The sequence below is a fragment of the Halomonas sediminis genome (genome assembly GCF_044871105.1).
Classification (GTDB): Bacteria; Pseudomonadota; Gammaproteobacteria; order Pseudomonadales; family Halomonadaceae; genus Vreelandella; species Vreelandella zhuhanensis.
Genome location: NZ_CP085246.1, coordinates 656,085 through 680,274, shown reverse-complemented (window position 1 = coordinate 680,274; position 24,190 = coordinate 656,085). Strand labels below are relative to the sequence as shown.

The 24,190-nt window shown below is 58.1% G+C and carries 17 protein-coding genes; 2 read left to right on the top strand and 15 right to left on the bottom strand.

What is annotated here, in order from left to right:
• The first annotated feature begins 8 nt into the window (after nt 1-8).
• Nucleotides 9-332 (top strand): ferredoxin FdxA, encoded by a 324-nt coding sequence (gene fdxA, locus LG290_RS03285; protein WP_114486907.1) that lies wholly within the window; start codon nt 9-11, stop codon nt 330-332.
• A gap of 394 nt (nt 333-726) precedes the next feature.
• Here fdxA and eno read toward each other — a convergent pair whose 3' ends face one another.
• The 12 genes from eno to pilM all read right to left on the bottom strand — a co-directional run bounded on the left by eno (nt 727) and on the right by pilM (nt 17,621).
• Nucleotides 727-2,019 carry a phosphopyruvate hydratase gene (gene eno, locus LG290_RS03280; protein ID WP_499836237.1) on the bottom strand — a complete coding sequence of 431 codons (1,293 nt, stop codon included), beginning with the start codon at nt 2,017-2,019 and terminating at the stop codon, nt 727-729.
• Nucleotides 2,020-2,070: 51 nt separating this feature from the next.
• On the bottom strand, nt 2,071-2,937 hold the full coding sequence (gene kdsA / locus LG290_RS03275) for a 3-deoxy-8-phosphooctulonate synthase (RefSeq protein ID WP_499836236.1): 867 nt from the start codon (nt 2,935-2,937) through the stop codon (nt 2,071-2,073).
• A gap of 5 nt (nt 2,938-2,942) precedes the next feature.
• Nucleotides 2,943-4,598 carry a CTP synthase gene (pyrG, locus tag LG290_RS03270; RefSeq protein WP_499836235.1) on the bottom strand — a complete coding sequence of 552 codons (1,656 nt, stop codon included), beginning with the start codon at nt 4,596-4,598 and terminating at the stop codon, nt 2,943-2,945.
• A 104-nt stretch (nt 4,599-4,702) separates the two neighbouring features.
• Complete coding sequence (locus tag LG290_RS03265; protein ID WP_499836234.1) at nt 4,703-6,121, bottom strand: FAD-dependent oxidoreductase; 1,419 nt, start codon at nt 6,119-6,121, stop codon at nt 4,703-4,705.
• A gap of 24 nt (nt 6,122-6,145) precedes the next feature.
• The gene (gene gltB / locus LG290_RS03260) at nt 6,146-10,588 is read right to left on the bottom strand and encodes a glutamate synthase large subunit (RefSeq protein ID WP_499836233.1); all 4,443 of its coding nucleotides are present in this window, start codon (nt 10,586-10,588) and stop codon (nt 6,146-6,148) included.
• A 460-nt stretch (nt 10,589-11,048) separates the two neighbouring features.
• Nucleotides 11,049-12,155 carry a 3-dehydroquinate synthase gene (gene aroB / locus LG290_RS03255; RefSeq protein ID WP_499836232.1) on the bottom strand — a complete coding sequence of 369 codons (1,107 nt, stop codon included), beginning with the start codon at nt 12,153-12,155 and terminating at the stop codon, nt 11,049-11,051.
• Nucleotides 12,152-12,700, bottom strand: coding sequence for a shikimate kinase AroK (gene aroK / locus LG290_RS03250; protein ID WP_499836231.1), 549 nt, complete (start codon nt 12,698-12,700; stop codon nt 12,152-12,154). The genes aroB and aroK overlap by 4 nt, the downstream gene beginning before the upstream one ends.
• Nucleotides 12,700-14,733, bottom strand: a complete 2,034-nt coding sequence (locus LG290_RS03245) for a type IV pilus secretin PilQ (RefSeq protein WP_499836230.1) — start codon at nt 14,731-14,733, stop codon at nt 12,700-12,702. Before LG290_RS03245 ends, aroK begins: the two co-directional genes overlap by 1 nt.
• A complete protein-coding gene (locus LG290_RS03240) occupies nt 14,730-15,305 on the bottom strand; it encodes a pilus assembly protein PilP (protein ID WP_499836228.1) in 576 nt (191 codons plus the stop codon). Before LG290_RS03240 ends, LG290_RS03245 begins: the two co-directional genes overlap by 4 nt.
• The gene (locus LG290_RS03235) at nt 15,302-15,958 is read right to left on the bottom strand and encodes a type IV pilus inner membrane component PilO (RefSeq protein ID WP_160417413.1); all 657 of its coding nucleotides are present in this window, start codon (nt 15,956-15,958) and stop codon (nt 15,302-15,304) included. Before LG290_RS03235 ends, LG290_RS03240 begins: the two co-directional genes overlap by 4 nt.
• A complete protein-coding gene (locus tag LG290_RS03230; RefSeq protein WP_499836227.1) occupies nt 15,955-16,539 on the bottom strand; it encodes a PilN domain-containing protein in 585 nt (194 codons plus the stop codon). Before LG290_RS03230 ends, LG290_RS03235 begins: the two co-directional genes overlap by 4 nt.
• Complete coding sequence (gene pilM, locus LG290_RS03225; RefSeq protein ID WP_499836226.1) at nt 16,536-17,621, bottom strand: type IV pilus assembly protein PilM; 1,086 nt, start codon at nt 17,619-17,621, stop codon at nt 16,536-16,538. The genes LG290_RS03230 and pilM overlap by 4 nt, the downstream gene beginning before the upstream one ends.
• Nucleotides 17,622-17,813: 192 nt before the next feature.
• Between pilM and LG290_RS03220 the strand changes: the two genes are divergently transcribed.
• Nucleotides 17,814-20,342 carry a penicillin-binding protein 1A gene (locus LG290_RS03220; protein WP_499836225.1) on the top strand — a complete coding sequence of 843 codons (2,529 nt, stop codon included), beginning with the start codon at nt 17,814-17,816 and terminating at the stop codon, nt 20,340-20,342.
• A 28-nt stretch (nt 20,343-20,370) separates the two neighbouring features.
• Here the strand turns inward: LG290_RS03220 and LG290_RS03215 are convergent, their stop codons facing one another.
• From LG290_RS03215 to LG290_RS03205, 3 genes are all read right to left on the bottom strand, one after another.
• Entirely contained in the window at nt 20,371-22,380 is a 2,010-nt protein-coding gene (locus tag LG290_RS03215) for a TRAP transporter permease (protein WP_499836224.1), read from the bottom strand.
• 59 nt (nt 22,381-22,439) lie between these two features.
• Nucleotides 22,440-22,883, bottom strand: a complete 444-nt coding sequence (locus LG290_RS03210; RefSeq protein WP_499837013.1) for a DUF1850 domain-containing protein — start codon at nt 22,881-22,883, stop codon at nt 22,440-22,442.
• Nucleotides 22,884-23,014: 131 nt separating this feature from the next.
• Nucleotides 23,015-23,974, bottom strand: a complete 960-nt coding sequence (locus tag LG290_RS03205) for a TAXI family TRAP transporter solute-binding subunit (protein ID WP_160417418.1) — start codon at nt 23,972-23,974, stop codon at nt 23,015-23,017.
• Between the last annotated feature and the right edge of the window lie 216 nt (nt 23,975-24,190).

The following is a 24,190-nucleotide window of genomic DNA, read 5'->3' as shown; positions in this document are numbered from 1 at the left end:
ATATCGAGATGACGTTTGTCGTTACCGAAAACTGCATCCAATGCAAATACACCGACTGTGTGGAAGTCTGCCCGGTCGACTGCTTCTATGAAGGGCCGAATTTCCTGGTCATTCACCCCGATGAGTGCATCGACTGCGCCCTGTGCGAGCCAGAGTGTCCGGCAGAGGCTATCTTCTCTGAAGACGAGCTACCGGAAAATCAGGAAAGCTTTACTGAAATTAACGCCGAGCTGGCTGAAGTGTGGCCCAACATCACCGAAAAGAAAGATCCCTTGCCGGACGCGGAAGAATGGGATGGCAAACCGGGCAAACTGGAAAAACTCGAACGTTGAAACAAAAAAAGGCGGCCCTTAGGCCGCCCGCTCCAAACTTTTCTTGCAATATCCCTTTGCCGACATCCCTGGGTGCCTTCCTTGCCAAGGTTAACCTCCTGTTTCACCCGGCGCACCAAACCTGCTTGCATCCCGTCGCATCCTGCCCGAAGCGTCCCTGCTTCTCTTTTCTCCTGTGGCTATTCTGGCAGCTTGGGGCATTAACTCAAGACGGTCCCGGCGACGAAGAGCGAGTCTCGTCGGCTCGTTCTTGATTTTTTAACACTTATAAAACATGTAGTTAATAGCAAATCATGCTGAAGCCATCCTTCAAAAATAGCGTTTCTCTTCGCTCTTTGTAAGAGATGTCTTACAAGAAATGGGGACATCTCTTACGCAGCGTCAATATTTCGCTTTATTGGCCCTTGATCGCTTTCAGCCCCGGATAGCCCGCCTGATCACCCAACTCGGCTTCGATCACCAGCAGGCGGTTGTACTTGGCCACCCGGTCGGAGCGGCACAGCGAGCCGGTCTTGATCTGGCCAGCACAGGTGCCCACGGCCAGATCGGCAATGGTGGTGTCTTCGGTTTCGCCGGAGCGATGCGAGATCACCGCGGTGAAGCCGGCATCCTGGGCCATTCGGATCGCGTCCAGCGTTTCGCTAAGCGAGCCGATCTGGTTGAACTTGATCAAGATCGAGTTGCCGATTTTCTCGTCGATGCCGCGCTTGAGAATCTGGGTGTTGGTGACGAACAGATCATCGCCGACCAGCTGCACGCGATCGCCCAGCTTGTCGGTCAATGCTTTCCAGCCGTCCCAGTCGGACTCGTCCATGCCATCCTCGATTGAGACGATGGGATAATCGTCGCACAGCCCGGCCAAGTAGTCGGTGAAACCGGCGGCGTCATAGACCTTGCCTTCCCCCGCCAGGTTGTATTGCCCGTCCTGGTAGAACTCGCTGGAGGCGCAGTCCAGCGCCAGGGTCACATCGCTGCCCAGACTGTAGCCAGCGTCCGCCACCGCCTGCTTGATCACCGCCAAAGCCTCGGCGTTGGAGGCCAGGCTGGGGGCGAAACCGCCTTCGTCGCCCACGGAGGTCGACAGGCCGCGGGCGGACAGCACCTTTTTCAGGGCGTGGAAGATTTCCGCGCCCATGCGCAGGCCTTCGCGAAAATTCTCGGCTCCGACCGGCTGCACCATGAATTCCTGAATATCCACGTTGTTGTCGGCATGCTCGCCGCCGTTGAGGATGTTCATCATGGGTACCGGCATCAAGAACTGACCCGGCTGACCGTAAAGGTCGGCGATATGCGCGTAGAGCGGAAGATTTTTGGCCTTGGCCGCGGCCTTGGCGGCGGCCAGCGAAACCGCCAAGATCGCATTGGCGCCCAGGTTGGCCTTGTTGTCGGTGCCGTCCAGCTCGAGCATGGCGTTATCCAGACCACGCTGATCCTCGGCATTCATTCCCAGGAGGCGATTGCCGATCGGGCCATTGATGGCATTTTTCGCCTTGAGCACGCCCTTGCCCAAGTAGCGCGTCTTGTCGCCGTCGCGCAGCTCCAGCGCTTCACGCGAACCGGTGGAGGCGCCGCTGGGGGCGAACGCCTCGCCCACGGCGCCGTTTTCCAGGCGAACCTTGGCCATTACCGTGGGGTTGCCGCGCGAATCCAACACCTCAAGGGCGCTGACATCAACAATCTTGGTCATCAAATGATCCTTTTTATCTTAATCAAGTAGGTCAACGGCAGCAGCGCCGTCTCAGGTTATCTCCAGCGGCGCAAAGCCTTTGACCAGACGGTCCAGGGCGACCAGTTGGGTCAGAAACGGCTCGAGCTGGTCGAGCGGCAAGGCACAGGGGCCGTCGCACAGGGCGGCATCCGGCTCGGGGTGTGCCTCCAGAAAGAGCCCCGCCAAGCCGACCGCGACACCGGCGCGGGCAAGCTCAGCAACCTGGGCACGCCGACCACCGGCACTATCGGCACGCCCGCCAGGACGCTGTAGCGCATGGGTCACATCGAAAAATACCGGGCGACCGGTTTGCTTCATGTCACCCAAGCCCAGCATGTCGACCACCAGATTATTGTAACCAAAACTGGTGCCACGCTCGCACAGCATCAGGCGGTCATTGCCGGCTTCTTCGAATTTCTTGAGGATATGGCGCATTTCATGGGGGGCGAGAAATTGTGGTTTCTTGATATTGATCGCGGCGCCGGTTTTGGCCATGGCCACGACCAGGTCGGTCTGGCGCGCAAGAAACGCCGGCAACTGGATGATATCGGCGACTTCAGCGACAGGCTCAGCCTGCCAGGGTTCATGTACGTCGGTGATGATCGGCACATCGAAGCGCGCCTTCACCTCGGCCAGAATCTCCAGGCCTTTCTCGAGACCGGGGCCGCGATAGGAGTGGATCGAGCTACGATTGGCCTTGTCGAAGCTGGCCTTGAATACATAGGGAATACCAAGTTTGCTGCTCACCTCGACATAGCGCTGAACCACTTCAAGGGCCATTTCCCGTGATTCAAGCACATTCATGCCACCCAAAAGCATCAGCGGCAATGAGTTGCCGGCCTGAAGGCCGGCCACTGTTACATCACGCTCGAGAATTTGTCGTTCAGGTGCAGACATCTCGCTCACTCCTGAGGAGGATTTTGAGCACGGGTACGTGCGGCCTTGTGCTCCACTGCAGCATTGACGAACCCGGAGAACAGTGGATGACCGTCACGCGGTGTGGAGGTGAATTCCGGATGGAACTGGCAGGCTACATACCAAGGATGGTCCGGTAGCTCGATCATTTCCACCAGCGACTGGTCGACACTCTTGCCCGACACCACCAAACCCGCCTGTTCGAGTTGCTCGACGAACTGGTTGTTGACCTCGAAGCGGTGACGATGGCGCTCGACGATTTCGTCAGTGGCATAAGCCTTACGTGCTCGAGAACCTTCCTTGAGACGACAAACCTGGCCGCCCAGGCGCATGGTGCCGCCCAGATCCGAGCCTGCATCACGCAGTTCGATCTTGCCTTCGGGGGTGAGCCACTCGGTAATCAAGCCGACCACGGGATGTTGGGTATCATGGGTGAATTCGGTGGAGTTGGCATCTTTCCACCCCGCGACGTTGCGGGCGAATTCAATCACCGCCACCTGCATACCCAGGCAGATGCCTAGATAAGGGATACCATTTTCACGTGCGTAGCGGGCGGCGAGTATCTTGCCTTCCACCCCACGCTCGCCAAAGCCCCCCGGCACCAGGATCGCATCCTTGCCCGCCAGACGTTCGGTACCGTGGTGTTCGATATGTTCCGAATCGATATAGTCGACGTTGACCTTGATACGATCCTGAATACCGGCATGAATCAGCGCTTCATTGAGTGACTTGTAGGCATCCAGCAAGTCCATGTACTTGCCGACCATGGCGATGCTTACCGACTTGAGCGGATTGAGCTTGGCGTCGAGTACCTTGATCCACTCGGAAAGATCGGCCTCTCCGGCTTCCAGGCGCAGCTTGTCGCAGACGATCTCATCGAGCCCATGTTCGTGAAGCATGATGGGGATGCGATAGATGGTATCGGCATCCTGCAGCGGCACCACGGCACGCTCTTCGACATTGGTAAACAAGGCGATCTTGCGCCGTTCGCTCTCCTCGAGCTCCACTTCACTGCGGCAAATCAGGATATCCGGCTGGATACCGATCGAGCGCAGCTCCTTGACGCTATGCTGGGTCGGTTTGGTCTTGGTCTCGCCGGCGGTCTTAATGTAGGGCACCAGCGTCAGGTGCATGAAGATCGCCCGGGTCGCGCCCAGCTCACTTCTGATCTGACGGATCGATTCCAGAAACGGCAAGGACTCGATATCGCCGACAGTGCCGCCGATCTCGACCAGTGCCACATCGAAACCTTCGCCACCGGCATAAACACGCTGCTTGATTTCATCGGTAATGTGCGGAATGACCTGCACCGTACCGCCCAGGTAATCCCCCCGGCGCTCCTTGCGTAGTACATTTTCGTAAACGCGACCGGTGGTGAAGTTGTTGCGCTGGGTCATCTTGGTACGGATAAAGCGTTCGTAGTGCCCCAGGTCCAGGTCAGTTTCGGCGCCATCTTCGGTCACGAAAACCTCGCCATGCTGAAAAGGACTCATGGTGCCCGGGTCCACATTGATATAGGGGTCGAGCTTGAGCATGGTGACCTTGAGGCCGCGTGCCTCGAGAATCGCCGCCAGCGAGGCGGAGGCGATGCCCTTTCCGAGAGAGGACACAACGCCGCCGGTCACGAAGATATATCGTGTCATGGATAACCTGTCGAAACGTGATCAGAAGGCGCGGCAGGAAACCGCGCCAGGATGGGTCGACAGACTAGCAGATTACGTCTAACGGCTCAATTACACTGCCGCTTTTACACTTGCAGGTAGTCGAGAATGCCTTCGCCCGCTTGGCGACCTTCGTGAATGGCCGTGACCACCAAGTCGGAGCCACGCACCATATCGCCACCGGCGAAAATTTTCTGATTAGTGGTCTGAAAGGCGTAAGCGCCATGTTCCGGCGCCTTGACCCGATCACGCTCATCCACCTGGATATTGGCTCCTTCGAACCAAGAGGCGGGACTGGCCTGGAAGCCGAACGCGACAATCACCGCCTCCGCCGGGATGATTTCCTCGGAGCCGGGCACCACTTCCGGGCGCTGGCGGCCGTTTTCATCCGGCTCGCCTAGGCGTGTCCGTACCACCTTGACCCCTTCCACCTTGCCTTCACCCACCACCGCTACCGGCTGGCGATTGAACAGAAACTCCACCCCTTCTTCGCGGGCGTTGGCGACTTCCTTGCGCGAACCGGGCATGTTCTCTTCATCACGCCGGTAGGCGCAGGTCACCTCGGTGGCACCTTGACGAATCGCGGTGCGGTTACAGTCCATGGCGGTATCGCCACCGCCCAGCACCACCACGCGCCTGTCCTTGAACGAGATGTAATCCTCGGGATTCTTTTCGTAGCCCAGGCAGTGATTGACGTTGGCGATCAGATAATCCAGTGCCTTGTAGACGCCAGGCAGGTCTTCGCCGGGAAAACCGCCCTGCATGTATTTGTAGGTACCCATCCCCAGAAAGACGGCATCGTATTCCGCCAGCAAGGTATCGAACTCGACATCCCGGCCGATCTCGGTATTTAGACGGAACTCGATACCCATTTCCTCGAATACCGCCCGGCGACGCTTCATGACGTTCTTTTCAAGCTTGAATTCCGGAATACCGAAAGTCAGAAGTCCGCCGATTTCCGGATAACGATCGAATACCACGGACTTGACCCCGGCACGCGCCAGAATATCGGCACAGCCCAGACCCGCCGGCCCTGCTCCGATGATCGCAACTTTCTTGTCGGTCCACACCACCTTGGACATGTCCGGCCGCCAGCCCATGGCAAAGGCGGTATCGGTAATGTATTTCTCCACCGAGCCGATGGTGACCGCGCCGAAGCCGTCATTCAGGGTGCAGGCGCCTTCACAGAGACGGTCTTGAGGACACACCCGGCCACATACTTCAGGAAGGGTGTTGGTCTTGTGCGACAGTTCCGCCGCTTCAAGAATGTTGCCCTCGGCAACCAGCTGCAGCCAGTTGGGAATATAGTTGTGTACCGGGCACTTCCATTCGCAGTAAGGGTTGCCGCAGTGCAGGCAACGGTGCGACTGGCTGGCCGCCTCAGTGGGCTTGTACGGCTCATAGATCTCGGCAAATTCCTTAGCGCGCTTGCGCGCCTCTTTCTTCTGGGGGTCATTACGCCCCACATCAATGAACTGAAAATCGTTATTCAATCGGTTAGCCATGTTCGTCTCTCCTGGAAATCCGGCTTACTCGGGCCGCCTACGCGATTCGTCGAGCAGACTGGTCAAGCTTGCTGCCTTGGACTTCACCAGCCAGAAGTGACGAAGATAATCACTGAAATCTTCGATAATGGCGGCGCCACGCTTGGATCCGGTTTCCGTTACATAGTCTTCGATGACTTCACGCAGGTGTCGCCGGTACGCTTCCATGCTTTCGGTGTTGACTCGGTGAATCTCCACCAGCTCATGGTTGTACTTGTCCACGAAAGTGCGATCTTCATCCAGCACGTAGGCAAAACCACCGGTCATCCCCGCGCCGAAGTTGACTCCGGTTTCACCCAGCACGCAGACCAAGCCGCCGGTCATGTATTCACAGCAATGGTCCCCTGCGCCTTCGATGACGGCTGTGGCACCGGAGTTACGTACCGCGAAACGTTCACCGGCGGTACCTGAGGCAAACAGTTTGCCGCCGGTCGCACCGTACAGGCAGGTGTTGCCGACAATCGCGGTCGCGTGGCTTTCAAAGGTACTGACCTTGGGCGGCACAATGACGATCTTGCCGCCATTCATGCCCTTGCCCACGTAGTCGTTGGCATCGCCTTCAAGATAAAGATTGAGGCCGCGAGCATTCCATACGCCAAAGCTTTGCCCGGCCACGCCGGTGAAGCGCGCATTGATGGGCGCGTCCTCGAGCCCTGCCTCGCCATAACGCTTGGCGATGGTGCCGGAGGTCAATGCCGCCACCGAGCGGTCACAGTTGGTGATGCTAAATTCGAAGTCACCGCCGGACTTTGACTCGATGGCCCCTTTCAAGGCTTCGAGCACTTCCTGGTTCTTGGCACCCGGGTCATGCGGTACGTTGCGGCTGACTTGGCAGAACTGAGGGGCATCCGCCGGCACGAAATCGTTGCTCAAAAGCGGCGACAGATCCAGCTTGCGCTGAGAAGATGTTTTGCCTTCGATCACTTCGAGCAAGTCGGTACGGCCAATCAGGTCGGTCAACTGGCGCGCACCCAGCACGGCCATCAGTTCCCGCACATCTTCGGCAATGAAGCGAAAGTAGTGCTTGACCATGTCGACGGTGCCGCGGAAGTGTTCGCCACGCAGGTAATCGTCCTGAGTGGCGACGCCGGTGGCGCAGTTATTCAAGTGACAAATACGCAGGTACTTGCAGCCCAATGCCACCATCGGAGCAGTACCGAAGCCAAAACTTTCAGCGCCGAGAATCGCCGCCTTGATAACGTCGAGGCCGGTTTTCAGGCCGCCGTCGGTCTGCAGGCGAATCTTGTCGCGCAAGCCGTTGATCCGCAACGCCTGATGCACTTCGGGCAAGCCCAACTCCCAGGGAGAGCCAGCGTGCTTGATCGAGCTCAGGGGACTGGCCGCCGTGCCGCCGTCATAGCCGGAGACAGTAATCAAGTCGGCATACGCCTTGGCCACCCCGGTAGCGATGGTGCCGATGCCCGGCTCGGAAACCAGCTTCACCGATACCTGGGCATCCGGATTGACCTGCTTCAGATCGAAGATCAACTGTGCCAGATCCTCGATCGAGTAGATATCATGGTGCGGAGGCGGTGAAATCAAGGTCACCCCGGGCACCGAATAGCGCAAGCGAGCGATCAGGGCGTTGACCTTGCCCCCCGGCAACTGGCCACCTTCCCCCGGCTTGGCGCCCTGGGCAACCTTGATCTGCAACACCTCGGCATTGACCAGATAATGCGGCGTGACCCCGAAACGCCCGGAGGCGATCTGCTTGATCTTGGAAGAACGCACCGTGCCATAACGTGCCGGGTCTTCCCCGCCTTCACCTGAGTTGGAGCGACCGCCCGCTTCGTTCATCGCCTGCGCCAAGGCCTCATGGGCTTCCGGCGACAGGGCGCCGAGGCTCATGCCGGCACTGTCGAAACGCGGCAATAAGGCTTCGACAGGCTCAACTTCATCCAGCGGAAGAGGTGTGGCGGCAGGTTTGAGCGCCAGCATGTCGCGAATCGTGGCGACCGGCCGTTCATTAACCAGGCGCGCGAATTTCTTCCACTTTGCGTAGCTGCCCTCCTGCACCGCCTGCTGCAGGGTCGTCACCACATCCGGATTGTAAGCGTGGTATTCATGACCATGCACGTACTTCAGCATCCCGCCCTGAGTAATCCCCTTGCGCGGCAGCCAGGCATCCCGCGCCAACAGCTCCTGTTGCAGTTGCAGCTCGCTGAAACCGGTACCCTCGATGCGTGATGCCATGCCGGGGAAACACATCTGCATGATTTCTGAGGACAAGCCCACCGCTTCGAACAACATCGAGCCACGGTAGGAGGCCAGCGTCGAGATGCCCATCTTGGACAGGATCTTGAACAGACCTTTTTGCATGCCCTTACGATAGTTCTCGCGTGCATCCGCCGGGTTACCGGTCAGTTCACCGGTACGATGCATGTCCGCCATGACCTGATAGGCCAGCCACGGATACACCGCCGTGGCGCCGACGCCGAAGAGCACCGCCATCTGATGAGCATCCCGGGCATAACCGGTTTCCACCACAATATTGGCATTGGGGCGCAGCGCCAGGCGGCCCAGATGAGTATGCACCGCACCCACGGCGAGTACCGCCTGGATCGGAATTTCACCGCGGGGCAGTCCGGCATCACTCAGCGTCAAGATAACCTTGCCAGCGCGCACCTGGGCCTCGGCCGTCTCACACAGCGCCTTGAGTGCTTGCGGCAGGCTTTGTTGTTCCGGGTCATAGCCCAGCGACAGCGTATAGCTGGCAAACGCCGGGTCGTCCTGAGTCACCAAGGCGGTGAACTTGCGCGGCGACAGCACCGGTGTGGTGAGGATCAAGCGATGTGCATGCCCAGGGGTTGCCTGGAACACATTCAACTCGGCCCCGCAGCAGGCTTCCAGCGACATGACGATCGATTCTCGCAAGGGGTCGATCGCCGGGTTGGTCACCTGGGCGAATTTCTGGCGGAAAAAGTCGCTGAGCAAGCGAGGCTGGGTGGAAAGCACCGCCATCGGGGTATCGTCGCCCATGGAACCCACGCCTTCCTGGCCACTTTCGGCCAGCGGGCGCAGCACCTGGTCGCGTTCCTCAAAACTCACCTGGAACATTTTCTGCTGGATATTAAGGGTATCGGTATCCAGGTTCTGGAAACTGGCAAGCTCCGTGAGGGCCGACTCCAGGTAGCTGGCTTCTTGCTTCAACCAACGCTTGTAGGGGTAGGCCGACTTCAGGCGGTTGTCGATATCCTGGGTATGCAGCACTTCCCCGGTATGGGTGTCCACCGCCAACATCTGACCCGGACCGACACGCCCTTTAGCCACCACATCTTCCGGCCGGTAGCCGTAGGTTCCGGTTTCCGAGGCCAGGGTGATATAGCCGTTCTTGGTAATCACCCAGCGAGCCGGGCGCAGACCGTTACGGTCGAGCATGCATACCGCCTGGCGACCGTCTGTCATCACCACACCGGCAGGCCCATCCCATGGCTCCATATGCATGGAGTTGTATTCATAGAAAGCCCGCAGCTCGGCATCCATGGTTTCCACGTTCTGCCAGGCCGGCGGCACCATCATGCGTACCGCACGATGCAGCTCCATGCCCCCGGTAAGCAGCACTTCGAGCATGTTGTCCATGCTCGAGGAGTCGGAACCGGTGGTATTGACGATTTCATCGAGCTCGGCGATATCCGGCAGTCGCTCATTGACGAAATTGGATTTGCGCGAGTTGGCCCAACCACGGTTGGCTTCGATGGTGTTGATTTCGCCGTTGTGCGCCAGCAGGCGGAACGGCTGAGCAAGCGGCCAGCGCGGTGCGGTGTTGGTCGAAAAGCGCTGATGGAAAACGCAGATGGCGGTTTCCAGGCGCGGGTCGTTCAGGTCATGGTAAAACGCCGGTAAATCCTCCGGCATCACCAGGCCTTTATAAGACATCACTTCAGAAGACAGCGAAGCGACATAGAAGTCTTCATCGTCGCGCAGCGCCTGCTCGGCACGGCGACGCGCCATGTAAAGATCCACGTCAAAATGTTCGCCCTTGCCCGGCGAGACGAATACCTGACGGATACGCGGCAGGCAATCCAGGGCCATGGGGCCGCAGACACTCGAGTCGGTGGGTACGTCGCGCCAACCGATTACGTCAAGTCCACGCGCTTCCAGCTCACGATCAAAGGTCTGGCGCGCATGCGCCTCACGACTATCATCGTTGGGCAGGAATACCACGCCGACGGCGAAGCGCTCCTGCAACTCGACGCCCAAGGCATCCTTGGCCACCTCACGCATGAAAGCGGTCGGCATCTTGAGCAACAGCCCGCAGCCGTCACCGGTCTTGCCATCAGCGGCAATCCCGCCGCGGTGAGTCATGCAAGTCAAGGATTCAATGGCGGTCTTGAGCAAGTCGTGGCTGGCCTGCCCTTGCATATGGGCGATCAGGCCAAAGCCACAATTGTCGCGAAACTCGCCGGGCTGGTGAAGACCTCTGTTCATGGGCGTGCCTCTCATAAGCGTATTTTTTTTCGCAGCTTTTTATGATAAAAAGGCCGGTTAATCTATTTTTCGAGCTGACTTTACCGGGTTCAAGCGCACCCCTAAGGTGCCAGTGAAATGCTAGCTGCATGGCGAAAATGGCCGCTCAGCATAGCGATTCCCAGGCCTTTCGCGCAATCTCCACTACTCCTCCCTCTCTAAAAAACCCCCGAAAATCCAAGACTTGCGCACCAGCAGTTTTAAAAAAAAACATACAGTTCAACGACTTGCAAACTAGGCAAACGATATTTAAACGAAAATTATCGATATCTATACTTTGGTCTAAAAATGTCCTTTCACCCCATGCCGATAGCGCATAAGGCATGCGGATTATTGCTTAACTTGTTTTTCTGAAGCCTGCTCCCAGGCAAAAAAAGCCCGCAAAAGCGGGCAATAAAGTTAATACGTTTACGACGTAAGCTTAACGACGCGGAAAGTCTTCCAGCAAAGCCTGCAGCGTTGCGCTGGGTGTCGCATCGAATACACAGGCATCCCCTACCGACTTGAGCAATACCAGCCTGAGGCGTGTATCGATATTTTTCTTGTCCAGACGCATGCGACTGAGAAAATCTTCGGCATTCATATCGTTAGGGATCTCAAGGGGAAGCCCGGCACCTTCGATAATGGCCTGGACACGCGCCACATCGCCTTCATTCAACCATCCCAGGGCTCGGGAAAGCTCAGCGGCCATGGCCATGCCGGCGCCCACCGCCTCACCATGCAACCAATTGCCGTATCCCTGGTGAGCTTCGATTGCATGGCCGAAAGTGTGTCCCAGGTTGAGCAAAGCCCGAACGCCTTGCTCGGTTTCATCCTCGGCAACGATCTCGGCCTTGAGCCGGCAGCTGCGCTCGATGGCGACGACCAGGACTTCGTCATCCAAGGCTCGAAGCGCCGCCATTTTGTCTTCCAGCCAGCCTAGAAATGCCACATCGCGGATCAGGCCGTACTTGATGACTTCGGCAAGCCCGGCGGAAAACTCACGCGGCGGCAAAGTGGTCAAGGTAGCAGTGTCGATCAGCACGGCCTTGGGCTGCCAGAACGCCCCGATCATGTTCTTGCCGCGAGGATGGTTGACGCCGGTCTTGCCGCCTACCGAGGAATCCACCTGAGCCAGGAGCGTGGTCGGCACCTGAATGAACGCTACCCCGCGCTGATAGCAGGCGGCGGCATAGCCGACCATATCGCCGATCACTCCGCCTCCCAAGGCGATCAAGGTGCAACGGCGATTGAAACCCGCTTCCAGCAAGGCATCCCAGATACGACTCACCTGCTCGAGGGACTTGTACTGTTCACCGTCGGGCAACACTAATTCGCGCATTTCAAGCTCGTCGGACAACCCCGCCTTGAAACGCTCAAGATAAAGCGGCGCCACCGTCTCGTTGGTGACTATCATGACCTGCCGACCCGCCAGATAGGGCGTCAGCCAACGCGGCTCACCCAAAATCCCGGAACCGATGTGGATAGGGTAACTACGTTCATCCAGCGACACGCTCAGCGTGCGTACCGCATCAACAACCTGCGTCATGGGGAAACCTTGGATTGGAGAGGATCGACGAGACGGCGTACCCGTCGGATAATTTCATTGACCACGGCACGAGGGCTACGCCTGTCGGTACGTACCGTAATATCCGAGGTGGCACGGTAGAGAGGGTCACGCAAAGCGAACATGTCGTTGAGTACCTGTTCACGATTATCACACTGCAGTAGTGGACGATTACGGTCTTTCGCCGTGCGCTTAAGCTGCTGTTCCACCGTGGTGAGCAGATAGACCACGGTGCCGCGTTCACGCAGGGCACAGCGATTTTCTTCACGCAACACCGCACCCCCACCGGTGGCTACCACCACCTGGGAAAGCTGGGTCAGTTCATCGATCATCTGTATCTCGCGCTGGCGAAAGCCCTGTTCACCTTCCACGTCGAAGATCCACGGAATATCGGCACCACAGCGAGCCTGTATGGCGTGGTCGCTGTCAAAGAACTCGCGTGATAGTTCGGCCGCCAACAGTCGGCCGATTGTGCTTTTACCAGCCCCCATGGGGCCGATGAGGAAAAGGTTGGGTAAATCCTGCATCAGGGAACCGCCAAGCCATCGTCGAGTAGTCGTGGAGTAATGAAAACCAGTAGCTCTACCTTTTCATTGCGCTCATCGGTATAGCGAAAGAGTTTGCCCAGCAGCGGAATGTCACCCAGGAAAGGGGTTTTGCTCAGCTGGCGCAGCTCTTCGGTAGTCAGAATACCTCCCAGCACCACCGTTTGTCCGTTATCTACCAACACCTGCGTTTCAATGGTATTGGTATCGACCGGAGGTTCCCCGCCGAATTCCGTTTCGCGAAAGCTATCGTTGGTGATTACCAGATCCATGATGATGCGGTTGTCCGGGGTAATCTGCGGCGTGACCTCAAGCGACAGCAACGCCTCCTTGAATTCCGTCTGGGGAATATCGTCACTGACTGTCTGATAGGCTCGCTCTTCGCCCTGGCTGATTGTCGCTGTGCGCTGGTTCGCGGTAATGATACGCGGCTGGGAAATGGTCTGGCTTTTCCCCTCCGTCTCTAGGGCGCGCAGCTCCAGGTCGAGCAGAATATCCCCGGACAGATAACCGAAACTGAATCCCGTACCCGCTCCGGCACCTTGGCCAAGGTTCACCTCCAAACCACCCATGGCACGGTTGATGCCACCGGGGTTGATATCTCGCCGACTGTAAGTGCCACCCTCCTGCTCAAAGCCACGCGTGGTGTCGGCGCCCCAATTGATCCCCAGCTCACGCGAGGCGGTATCCCGTGCGATCACGATCCGCGCTTCGATCTGCACCTGGCGCACGGCCACATCCAGGCGATCCAGGGTACGTAGAATATCCCGCACCTGATCGGCGGTATCCTGAACTAAAAGCGTATTGGTGCGCTGATCGACACTCACCCTGCCACGTTCGGTCAACAGGCCGAAGCCGTCAGCCCCGCGCAACAAGGTAGCAAGATCCTCCGCGCGGGCGTATTTGACTTCGATGAATTCCGTCACCAATGGCGCCAGCGTTTCACGCTGATTGCGCGCCTCGATTTCCTGGCGTTCGAGTTCGGCAAGTTCCGTGGCCGGCGCCACCACAATCACATTGCCCTGCTGACGGCTGGATAACCCCTGGCTTTGCAGAATCAAATCCAACGCCTGGTCCCAGGGCACTTCATTAAGGTTCAAGGTGACTCGCCCGGTAACGCTATCACTGGCCACCAGATTCAGGTTGGTGAACTCGGCGATTTCGTTCAGCACCGCGCGCACTTCGATATCCTGAAAATTCAGACTCAAGCGCTCGCCGGTGTAAGCCTCCCGCTCTTGCCGGCGCTGTTCGACCGGCGCCTCGCTGACCGGTTGCGCTTCGATCACCAGCTGTCGCCCGCTTTGTGAGGACACCATCGCATAGGGGCCTTGGGTTTCAAGCTCAAGCATTGCCGCTTCCCGCCCGAGACGCGGGGTAACGCGAACGATCGGGGTGCCGAAATCCGTCACATCGTAAACCTGATTGAGCGAATCCGGGATCGAGACATGGCGAAGCTCAGCCACAATCTGATTACGCGCGCCTTCGCGCACCCGTGCATCCACCCCTGCACGATCAAAGGTTACCACCAGGCGTCCGGCACCATCATCGCCGCGACGAAAGTCGATCGCCTCCACCTGCGGTCCTATTGCGGTTTCTAGCGTTTCGACAGGCGGCGACTGATCAGCGCTCACAGCGGCTCCCGGACCGATCGAAACTCGCAAGTGACTCTCATGCTGGCTGGTCACATAAGGATGCGCCTGGGCCAACTCCACCACCAAGCGTGTGCGCGAACCGGAATCCAGGGCGGTAATACGCTCGACTCCCGCCACGCCCACTTCCTGTCGGCGCTGCTTTAATGCACTGGAGGTGTCGGCAAGGTCCAGCGCCAGGCGCGGTGGTTCATCCAGGCGGTAACCACGGAGCTCGGGCAGTGGGCCGGAAAAATACAAGTCGATCTCAACGTCGCCGGCGGTTGTCCGACGCACATCCAGGTCGGTCAGCACCGAGGTCGCTGATGCCAACGCTGGCATTAACATAAGCACCAGCATCACAACACTGCGGGTCATCAAGGTCATTGGTCATCTTCCGCGTTATTGTTCATTGCGTTGGTTTCAAGCATCAACTCCACCTCACGCTCACGCCAGCCATCGTGTTGGGTAAATACCCGCTCGGCAATCAAGATGGCATTGCTATCGATCTGCTTGATACGTCCATGATGGGTACCCAGATAGTTGCCTTCGCTCAACGAAAAAACCTCGCCGCCTGGCGCCGTGATCAACGCCACATGGCGGCTACCCATGCGCAGCGTACCCACCAGCCGGAGCTCCTGGAGGAGATAACGCTCCAATGGCTCCTCAGGGCGCTGCTGGTTTGGGGCCAATCGCTCGTCAAACGATTCATCTGGATCGGAAAGGATCGCTTTGCGAGGTAGAAATGGGCTGCGTAACGCCTCGTTACGATATTCCAGTGGCTGGTATTCAGGTACCACGGGGATCACGATTCGCGGCGGCCCGCCCGGCATCTCGCGAATTTTCTGCATGCGTTGGTCAAGCTGGCCTAGCTGGGGGTCACCACAGCCGTAAAGCCCAATTCCCGCCAGGAGCACACCGCACAGAAGTCGCCCCATCACCCGCCGGGAGTTCATCATTCAGCCTTCTCCTCGGCACGGTAATTGTAAGTGCGTGCCAACATGGATAGGCGCAACTCATCACCCTGTGATTGATCACCCTGGCGTGCCACTGGCTCCAAGGTAAAATCGTGCTGAGTCACAATGCGCGGCAAGGCGGCCATATCGGCAATGAAGTTGGCAATCTGGTGATACCCCCCACGCACCTGAATATCGAAGGGCTGTTCGACGTAATGCGTGCGGGCTATTGAAGAGCGCAACCGAATGGCATCGATCATCAAACGGTTATCGATAGCGGCATCACTAATACTGTCAAGTAATGAAGGCACTTCGGCAGTGGTAGGCAACATGTCGCGTAGACGTTGCATCTGAGTTTCAAGTGACATCAGCTGTTCCTGCATCTCCGGCAAATGCGACGCTTCCGCCGCTTTCATGCGATAGTCGTCAAGCAGGCTGGCCTCACGACGCTGGGCGCTTTCCAGCGTATCGCGTCGTTCGCTGATCACGAACCAGTCCATTGCCGCCAAAGCGACAACCAGTCCCAGCACGCAACATAGTATCTTGAGCAGCAAAGGCCATGAACCGGCTTCCTTGACATCCAGCTCACGCCAGTCGGTATTTTTCAGGCGTCGTCCTTCCTCCGCCAACCGCTCCCATTGGGCATTGAGATTCACGCCTCATTCTCCCCGCTGTCTTCCTCGGTAACCAACAATGAATCCGGGGCTTTCAAGATGACCGAAAGGCGAAAGCGACGCCCGGCGCCTCCGGATTCGCTTTCCACCTCGGATAACTTGGGCACATCGAAGGCCGGGGCGTTCGCCAGGCTACGCAGCTGGTCGGAAACTTGGCGATTACTGGCAGAAAGGCCCGTCACATTCAAGCTCTGACCAATGAGTTCCTGGTGAGTGTAATACACGCCATCAACCAAGCTTTCGGCAAGGTTATTGAAGACCTGCACCACTTGCGTCCGCCCTGACTGAAGCTCCTGGAACACCATGATTTGCTTCTCGAGACGATTCAAATTGCTTTCATAATCCTGGATGGCGCGTATATCCGCCTCCAGCTGGCGCACTTGACGAGTGATATGGGTGTTACGTTGCTGCTGGTTATCCAGTGCCATTTGGTAGCCTTGGGCTACGCCGAACCCGATGATGGTCCCCAGCGTCACCATGAACCCCACCAACAGATGAACATGCCGCGTGCGTTTTTCGCGTCGGGCTTCACGCCACCCCAGCAGATTGATATCCACGCTCATTTATCCCCTTCCCTGACAAGCCCTTTGCCTACTCGCATGGCAAGCCCGCAGGCGGTAAGCATCGCCGGAGCATCGTTGGCCAAGGCTTGAACATCGAGACGCTTGTTGATTTTCATGTTTTGAAAAGGGTTAGCGATAGTGACTTGCATACCGCTGTCCTCGGCAATGCGCTCGGCCAGCCCTGGAATCACGCTGGAGCCACCCGCCAGGATAATCTGCTTGACTTCCTGTTTGCGCCCTGCGGTGTAATACAGCTGTAACGAACGTCCCACCTGCTGGACGACGGTTTCCAGGAAAGGATTGAGCACGCTTTCCTGATAATCGTCGGGTAGTGCGCCGCGTTTCTTGGCGAACCCCGCTTCATCCATGCTCATGCCGTAACGCTCACGAATCGCATCGGTCAGTTGGCGCCCACCGAACACGGTGTCCCGGCTATACACGATGTGACCGTCCTGCATGACATGGAACGCGTTCATGTTGGCACCGATGTCTACCAACCCTACGCTGGCATGCGGATCGTCACCCGCCAGCAACTGGCGCCGCAAAGCGTCGAAAGTGCGCTCCATGGCAAAGGTTTCGACATCCACCGCCGCCGGCTCAAGACCAGCGCGCTCCAGGGTTTCGGTCAACTGGGTAACATCCTGTTGCCGACATGCGACCAGCATCACTTGCTGCTGCTCTTCATCGAACGGCGAAGGACCCAGACACTGGAAATCAAACGCCACTTCGTTGAACGGAAATGGGATGTGGCGGTCTGATTCAAGCACAATACGCTCTTCGATTTCATCCTCTTCGAGCGAGATGGGAAAGTTCAGCGTCTTGGTAATGGCAGCACTCGCCGGCACCGCGACCGCCACCTTACGAGTAGAGGGTTTGGCATGTTCCACCGCACGACTGAGCACGCTGGCCACGGCATCGATGTCGCGGATGCGACGTTCGACCACTGCGCCTTCACGAACCGGGCGTACGGCATAACTTTCCACTTGGTAACCATCGCCGGAACTTTTCAATTCGAGCAACTTGACGGTCGCCGAGGTAATATCGACACCGATCAACCCTTTACTGGGTCTGAGAAAGCGCATCTCGGTTCGGCTCCGCCTGCATAATTGAGTAAATTCGAGGTTACATGATTTTATGGGAACTCACACCCACCCTCATTGTGGCATATCAAGGCTGGTGACCGACTCGCCACTTTTCTATAATGGTTGTCGGTAGAGTCACCCGACAGCCAGCGCGCGCTGACCCCTCATTATTTCCATGGATGTCACTTTTTCATGAAGTTTTTCCGAACTCTGATTTTTTCCCTATTCTGGCTGTTGGTGTCATTGCTGGGCGCCATCTCTCTGTCGGTGGTCGGTGCGGCGTTGTATTTCTCCCCAGGCTTACCCGATGTCCGTCAGCTACAGGATTTCGAACTGCATACCCCCCTGCGCATCTTCACGCGCGACGGCAAGTTGATCGGCGAGTTCGGCGAAGAGCGGCGCATGCCGGTGGATTTCGATGAAATCCCCCAGAACATGGTGAATGCGCTGATTGCCGCCGAAGACAGCAGTTACTTCGAACACCGCGGCGTCGACCCGCGCGGGCTCATGCGGGCAGCCTTCGAACTTGTGCAGAGCGGAGGGGATATCCAGTCAGGGGGGTCGACCATCACCATGCAGGTAGCCCGTAACTACATGCTGACGCTGGACCGTACGTTCACCCGCAAAATTCGGGAAATCCTGTTAGCTCTGCAGATGGAACAATTGCTTTCGAAGCAAGAAATCTTCGAACTTTATGTCAACAAGATTTTCCTGGGTAACCGTGCCTACGGTATCGCGGCGGCGGCTGAAACCTATTACGACAAACCCCTAGCAGAACTCAGCCTGGCTCAGACGGCGATGATCGCCGGTCTACCCAAGGCCCCTTCAGCATTCAATCCACTGGCCAACTCGGAGCGCTCCTTGATCCGCCGTAACTGGATCCTGTTTCGTATGCGTGGGCTGGGGCATATCGACGAGAGTGTTTATCAGGAGGCGGTGCAAGAGCCGGTTAGCGCCAAGCGTCACTGGACGCAAGCCGAAGTGGAGGCTGCTTACGTGTCGGAAATGGCCCGCCAGTATGCAATCGAGCGTTTCGGCGACAATGCCTATACCGGCGGTTACCGCATTCACACCACCCTCGACAGTGAACTTCAACCTGCTGCGCGTCTGGCGCTGTCTCGGGGTCTACTCGACTATGATTTGCGTCATGGCTGGCGCGGCCCGGAGCAACGCGATATCGCCTCGAGCCTGGTGGAAGCTCAGGAACAGATCACCACGCAAGGCCTGGAGGAAGAGCTTTCCGAATCACCGGAAATTCGCGAGACCGCGCGCCAGGCAGCCGAGCGCAGCCAGACCCATGTGGAAGGTATCGATGGCGATGTCAGTAACTGGTTGCAAGTGCTGGAACGCACACCCAATTACGGTTTGCTACAGGCCGCCATGGTGGTGGAAAGCGAAGGCCGTGACATGCAAGTCATGTTGCGTGGCGGTGAGCTGCACACCATCGACTGGGATGGCTTGAGCTGGGCACGCGACTACCTTAGCCCTCATAGCCGAGGCGCCGAGCCCGCCTCAGCCGAAGCAATTGCGACTCGCGGCGACCTGGTACGGGTGGTGATCAACGAAGACGGCAGCGCCCGTCTTTCTCAACAGCCGGATGTCGAAGGTTCGCTCGTGGTTCAAGACCCCCGCACCGGCGCCATTCTGGCCTTGCAAGGTGGCTTCGACTTCAACGCCAGCAAGTTCAACCGCGCCGTTCAGGCTCAGCGTCAGTCCGGCTCCATCTTTAAGCCGTTCATCTACCTGGCGGCCCTGGAAGATGGGGAAATGAACGCAGCAAGCGTGGTCAATGACGCCCCCGTGGTACTCCAGGATGGCAGTGACGAACTGTGGCGCCCGGTCAATTCCAGCCGTGACTTCCGAGGGCCGACCCGGTTGCGCTCGGCGCTGGCCCGTTCACGCAACCTGGTCACTATTCGCGTGCTTCAGGCCATTGGGCTGGATCACACCATCAACTACCTGGAAGGCTTCGGCTTCGCCCCTGGGCGCTTGCCGCGCGGCCTTTCCCTGGCGCTGGGCAGCGCCAGCCTGACTCCGATGGAAATGACCAACGCCTATGCCATTCTGGCTAACGGTGGCTACAAGGTTTCGCCCTGGATCATCGAGCGCGTCACGCGGATCAATGATGACCAGCTTATCGAGCAGGCTACTCCGCATGTCGCTTGCCCTGAGTGCAGCGAAAGCCAGGAAACCGTCACCATCGGTGGGCGCGACTACCCGGTTGCCCCGCGTGTGGCCGATGCCGCCGCCGTATACATTCTGCGTGACATGCTGCGCGATGTTATCGAAGTGGGTACCGGGCGCGCCGCGTTAAGCCTGGAACGAGACGATATCGTGGGCAAGACCGGCACCACCAACGGCCAGCGCGATGCCTGGTTTGCAGGTTACAACAGCGACCTTGTGACCACCGTATGGGTCGGCAAGGACAATAACGAAACCATAGCCGAATACGGCGCCAATGCCGCTCTGCCGGTGTGGATCGACTTCATGGGAGAAGCCCTCGAGGGTCGCCCGGAAGCGGTTCTAGAACGCCCGGAGAACATCGTTACGGTCCGTGTCGACCCCACGACCGGGCGCCGGCTACCTAACGACCAGTCCGGGGGCATTTCCGAGATATTCCATAGCGATCATCTGCCCGAGTTTCAGCAGCGCGGCATCAGCCGCGAACTGGAAGAAGTCAGCGGTTCCCAAGGGTCGGGAACCGTTGAATCGATCTTCTAATAAGCTGCTGAGCACCTGCAAGACAGTCTCAGGCCACCGGCGCGACCTCGCGCCGGCTGGCCAACCAGTTTCCAGCGATGGCGATTGTCATCACCGCAACGCCCGCGACTTCCGCCAGGAAGTTGGGATAAAACACCCCAACGATTGCCGGCACGATCAGCACCCTAGGTATCAATGACATCCGCGTGAACAGATACCCTTCCAGAGCTGCGGCAAAGGCCCCTAACGCCAGAATGGCGATCACTCCGTTCCAGATCACTATCGGCCAGGCCCCCCCCATGATGATTTCCGGATTGAAGACCATAAACAGCGGAATCAGATAAAGCCCCTTGGCAAACTTCCAGGCCTGGAAACCGGTCGCCATGGGCTTACTTCCGGCAATCGCCGCCCCGGCGAAACCGGCCAAGGCGATAGGCGGCGTCACGTTGGAATCCTGGGAATACCAGAACACCACGAGATGCGCGATCAGCAACGGAATACCGAACTCGGCGGTCAAGGCAGGCCCGACCAGCACGATCAACACGATGTAGCTTGCGGTCACCGGCAGCCCCATACCCAGCACTAGGCTGGCCAGCAGCACCATGAGCAGCGCCAGAACGATATTGCCGCCGGAAAAGGCCATCATCATGGATGAGAACTTGAGCCCCAGCCCGGTCAGGCCGACCACCCCCACGATGATTCCGGCCACGGCGCAAGCCAGAGACACCGCTACCGCATTACGTGCCCCCAGTTCCAGGCCTTGCACGAGCTTGACGATACCCGCCCACACCACATCCAGGGTGCTACGCAACGTCACCGCCTGCCCTTGCGTCGGCGCCACGAAAAAGAACCACGCTGCATAACGCAGCGCAGCCACCATTACCATCGTGACCACGGCGTAATAACCTACCCGCATCGGCGACATGTTCATCGCCAAGAGGTACACCAATACCCCGAGCGGCAACAAAAAGTGCCAACCGTCGCGCATCACCTGGCGCATTTTCGGCAATTCGGAGCGCGGCATTCCTTGCATACCCTGTTTCAGGGCAATGATATGCACGAAGAGATAGACGGTGGTGAAATACATGATCGCAGGCAGGATACTGACCTTGACCACCTCGAGGTACGACACCCCGGTATATTCGGCGATCAAGAAAGCCCCGGCCCCCATCAGTGGCGGCATGATCTGGCCACCGGTGGAAGCCGCCGCTTCGATTCCCCCCGCCTGATGTGGTTTGTAACCCAGGCGTTTCATCAGCGGAATGGTAAAAGCGCCGGTAGTCACCACATTGGCGATGGCGCTGCCGGAAATCGATCCCATGCCTGCCGAGGCCAACACCGCCGCCTTGGCCGGACCACCGCGCTGGCGTCCGGTGGCGGAATACGCCATATCGATGAAGAACTTTCCCGCTCCAGTACTTTCCAGAAAAGCGCCGAACAACACGAACACGAAGATATAGGTCGCCGCTACACCCAGCGGTAACCCGAAAATACCTTCCTGGCCCAGATAGAGCTGGCCCACCAGACGGTCAATGTTATAGCCACGATGTTCGAGAATCCCGGGCAAGAAAGTTCCCAGCCACGGAAGCTCGCCGCGTGGCCCGGCAAAGGCATAGAGAATCGCTGTCAAGCCGATAACAGTCATTCCCAGCCCCACTGCGCGACGGCTGGCTTCAAGTACCGTCACCACAGCGATACCGCCCACCACGATATCGGTCTGGCTCCAGAAACCCGCTCGGCTGATGATCTCATCCAGAAACAAAGCCAAATAACCGCCGGTAACCAAGGCACCGGCAAAAAATACAAGATCGATTGCCCCACCCAATACGCCGCGTTTACGGCGTGGGCCAAACACCGGAAACAGCAGAAACGCCAGCATCATGATCAACATCAAGTGAATGCTGCGCTGGTAGAACAGGCCCAATGGCTGGATACCGGCGGAATAAAGCTGGAACAGTGACAAGGCCACGGCTACTAGGGAGATCGCCCACATGATCGGGCGGGGCTGCAGGACTTGCCCCCCCGAGGCACTGGCGGTGGAAGGGTAAAGATCACTCATGCAGCAGCCTCTCAAGAGCTGTTACCGGCAGAATGCGCCGGCAAACGAAAAGGGAAATTTCAAGGGTCGGCTTGCGTCGTGTCAAGCGGGCCTGTCCGGAGTTCAATCGTCACTGCCTGATCTGCAGCCTGCTCGCTAAGACTGATCCGACGCCCTTCATGCAGCAGGCGATGGTTCACTGCAAGCGAACCGACGCGCAAGCGATAGCGATTGCCGGGAACGGGTTCGTTGATCTCTTCGATCCAGTAACCCCCGGCGCCATCCGACACCTGCCGGCCTCGGCCCAGTAGATGGCCGAGGCCGGCGGCGAAGTCAGGCTGGTGGCTGCGTTCAAGCACCATGCGCCCGGCATGGTGCCGATAGCAATCCTGCACTCGAATACCGGTCACGGAGTGATTCCACTCTAGGCACCAGGTCGCGCCTTCCGGCATGGGGATACTGACTAACGTATCCCCTTGCGTATTGCGCACCACCAATGCCGCCTCAACCTTCGACTGCGCCATGGACGCCCAGGCGCCGCCGCTATTCAACAAAGCACTGGTCCACAGGGCGCCAGCCACTAGCAAGCTGAAGATGGCCAGGCGACTCATCGCGCTGCTTAAGAAGCCACGATGAGTCGAACGTTCAGGCATGCTTACTTGCGCTGATGGTCGGCAATCTCAGCACCGACCTCTTCGTAGTAGCGCAAGGCTCCCGGATGAAAAGCAATCGGCGTGGAGTTGACGCTGAACTTCACCGTGGTGTCATTGGCCGCCGGATGAATCGCAATCAGGTCTTCGGTTTCTTCGAACAGCAGCTTGGTGACTTGATAGGCCAGCTCCTCGTCCATTTCGCTGTTCGTCACCAGCACGTTGGGAATGCTGACGGTCTGAACTGCTTCATCCATGCCCTCGTAAAGGCCTGCGCGCAGCTCGTATGCAGCAAATACCGGTTCTTCTTCCTTAGCATTGGCGATTTCTTCATCGGAAAGCCCGACCAAGCGGATATCCCTGGTGGTCGCCAGGTTGAGGATCGAACTGGTCGGTGGACCCACGCTCCAGAAGCCGGCAGCGATATCGCCGTCACGAAGGGCATCTGCGGTCTCGTTGAAGTTCAGGCGTCGCGGGTCGAAGTCATCATAACTGATGCCGTTAGCCTCGAGCAGGGTCTGAGCGTTGACCTCGGTACCACTGCCCGGGGCGCCCACGGAAACCGTCTTGCCCTCGAGATCGGAAAGCGACTCGATACCCGAGTCGGCCAGGGTTACCAGCTGCACGGCGTTGGGGTAGATGGACGCCAGTGCCCGGATGTTTTCAAGCTGCCGATCTTCGAAATCGCCGGTGCCGTTATAGGCCGCATACACCGTATCGGCCAGCGCTAGTGCGATATCGGAATCGCCGCGCCACACAAGCCCCATGTTTTCCACGGAGGCGCCGGTGACTTCGGCAACCGCACTGACTCCTTCAATGTGGTTGTTGATAAGCTCGGCCAGGCCGCCACCGTAAGGGTAATAAGTGCCGCCCGTCCCCCCCGTGGCAATGGAAAGCTGCTGCGCAGATGCCGGTAGCGCCACGGCCAGAAGAGATGCCGCCGCTGCATATTTGAGAACGCTCATTATGCTTCCTCCATCCTGATTGGACTTGTTGGTTTCGATGACGAAAAGGAAATGGGAAGACATTTTCTATCACCGCACCTTCTATCAAGCGGTGACAAAGAAACACCTTGATTCGAAATTAGCACGGCTTGTGCGTTGGATGCCAATGGCTTGCGTTAACATGACCAATGATTTAAGTGAGTAGTGCGTCGGGAGAGAAGCATGTTCAAGAGGAAA

Excerpts from the sequence above, each read along its gene's own strand:
- fdxA (WP_114486907.1), top strand. The coding sequence starts at position 9 with ATGACGTTTGTCGTTACCGAAAACTGCATCCAATGCAAATACACCGAC.
- eno (WP_499836237.1), bottom strand. The coding sequence starts at position 2,019 with ATGACCAAGATTGTTGATGTCAGCGCCCTTGAGGTGTTGGATTCGCGC.
- kdsA (WP_499836236.1), bottom strand. The coding sequence starts at position 2,937 with ATGTCTGCACCTGAACGACAAATTCTCGAGCGTGATGTAACAGTGGCC.
- pyrG (WP_499836235.1), bottom strand. The coding sequence starts at position 4,598 with ATGACACGATATATCTTCGTGACCGGCGGCGTTGTGTCCTCTCTCGGA.
- LG290_RS03265 (WP_499836234.1), bottom strand. The coding sequence starts at position 6,121 with ATGGCTAACCGATTGAATAACGATTTTCAGTTCATTGATGTGGGGCGT.
- gltB (WP_499836233.1), bottom strand. The coding sequence starts at position 10,588 with ATGAACAGAGGTCTTCACCAGCCCGGCGAGTTTCGCGACAATTGTGGC.
- aroB (WP_499836232.1), bottom strand. The coding sequence starts at position 12,155 with ATGACGCAGGTTGTTGATGCGGTACGCACGCTGAGCGTGTCGCTGGAT.
- aroK (WP_499836231.1), bottom strand. The coding sequence starts at position 12,700 with ATGCAGGATTTACCCAACCTTTTCCTCATCGGCCCCATGGGGGCTGGT.
- LG290_RS03245 (WP_499836230.1), bottom strand. The coding sequence starts at position 14,733 with ATGACCTTGATGACCCGCAGTGTTGTGATGCTGGTGCTTATGTTAATG.
- LG290_RS03240 (WP_499836228.1), bottom strand. The coding sequence starts at position 15,305 with ATGATGAACTCCCGGCGGGTGATGGGGCGACTTCTGTGCGGTGTGCTC.
- LG290_RS03230 (WP_499836227.1), bottom strand. The coding sequence starts at position 16,539 with ATGAGCGTGGATATCAATCTGCTGGGGTGGCGTGAAGCCCGACGCGAA.
- pilM (WP_499836226.1), bottom strand. The coding sequence starts at position 17,621 with ATGCGCTTTCTCAGACCCAGTAAAGGGTTGATCGGTGTCGATATTACC.
- LG290_RS03220 (WP_499836225.1), top strand. The coding sequence starts at position 17,814 with ATGAAGTTTTTCCGAACTCTGATTTTTTCCCTATTCTGGCTGTTGGTG.
- LG290_RS03215 (WP_499836224.1), bottom strand. The coding sequence starts at position 22,380 with ATGAGTGATCTTTACCCTTCCACCGCCAGTGCCTCGGGGGGGCAAGTC.
- LG290_RS03210 (WP_499837013.1), bottom strand. The coding sequence starts at position 22,883 with ATGGCGCAGTCGAAGGTTGAGGCGGCATTGGTGGTGCGCAATACGCAA.
- LG290_RS03205 (WP_160417418.1), bottom strand. The coding sequence starts at position 23,974 with ATGAGCGTTCTCAAATATGCAGCGGCGGCATCTCTTCTGGCCGTGGCG.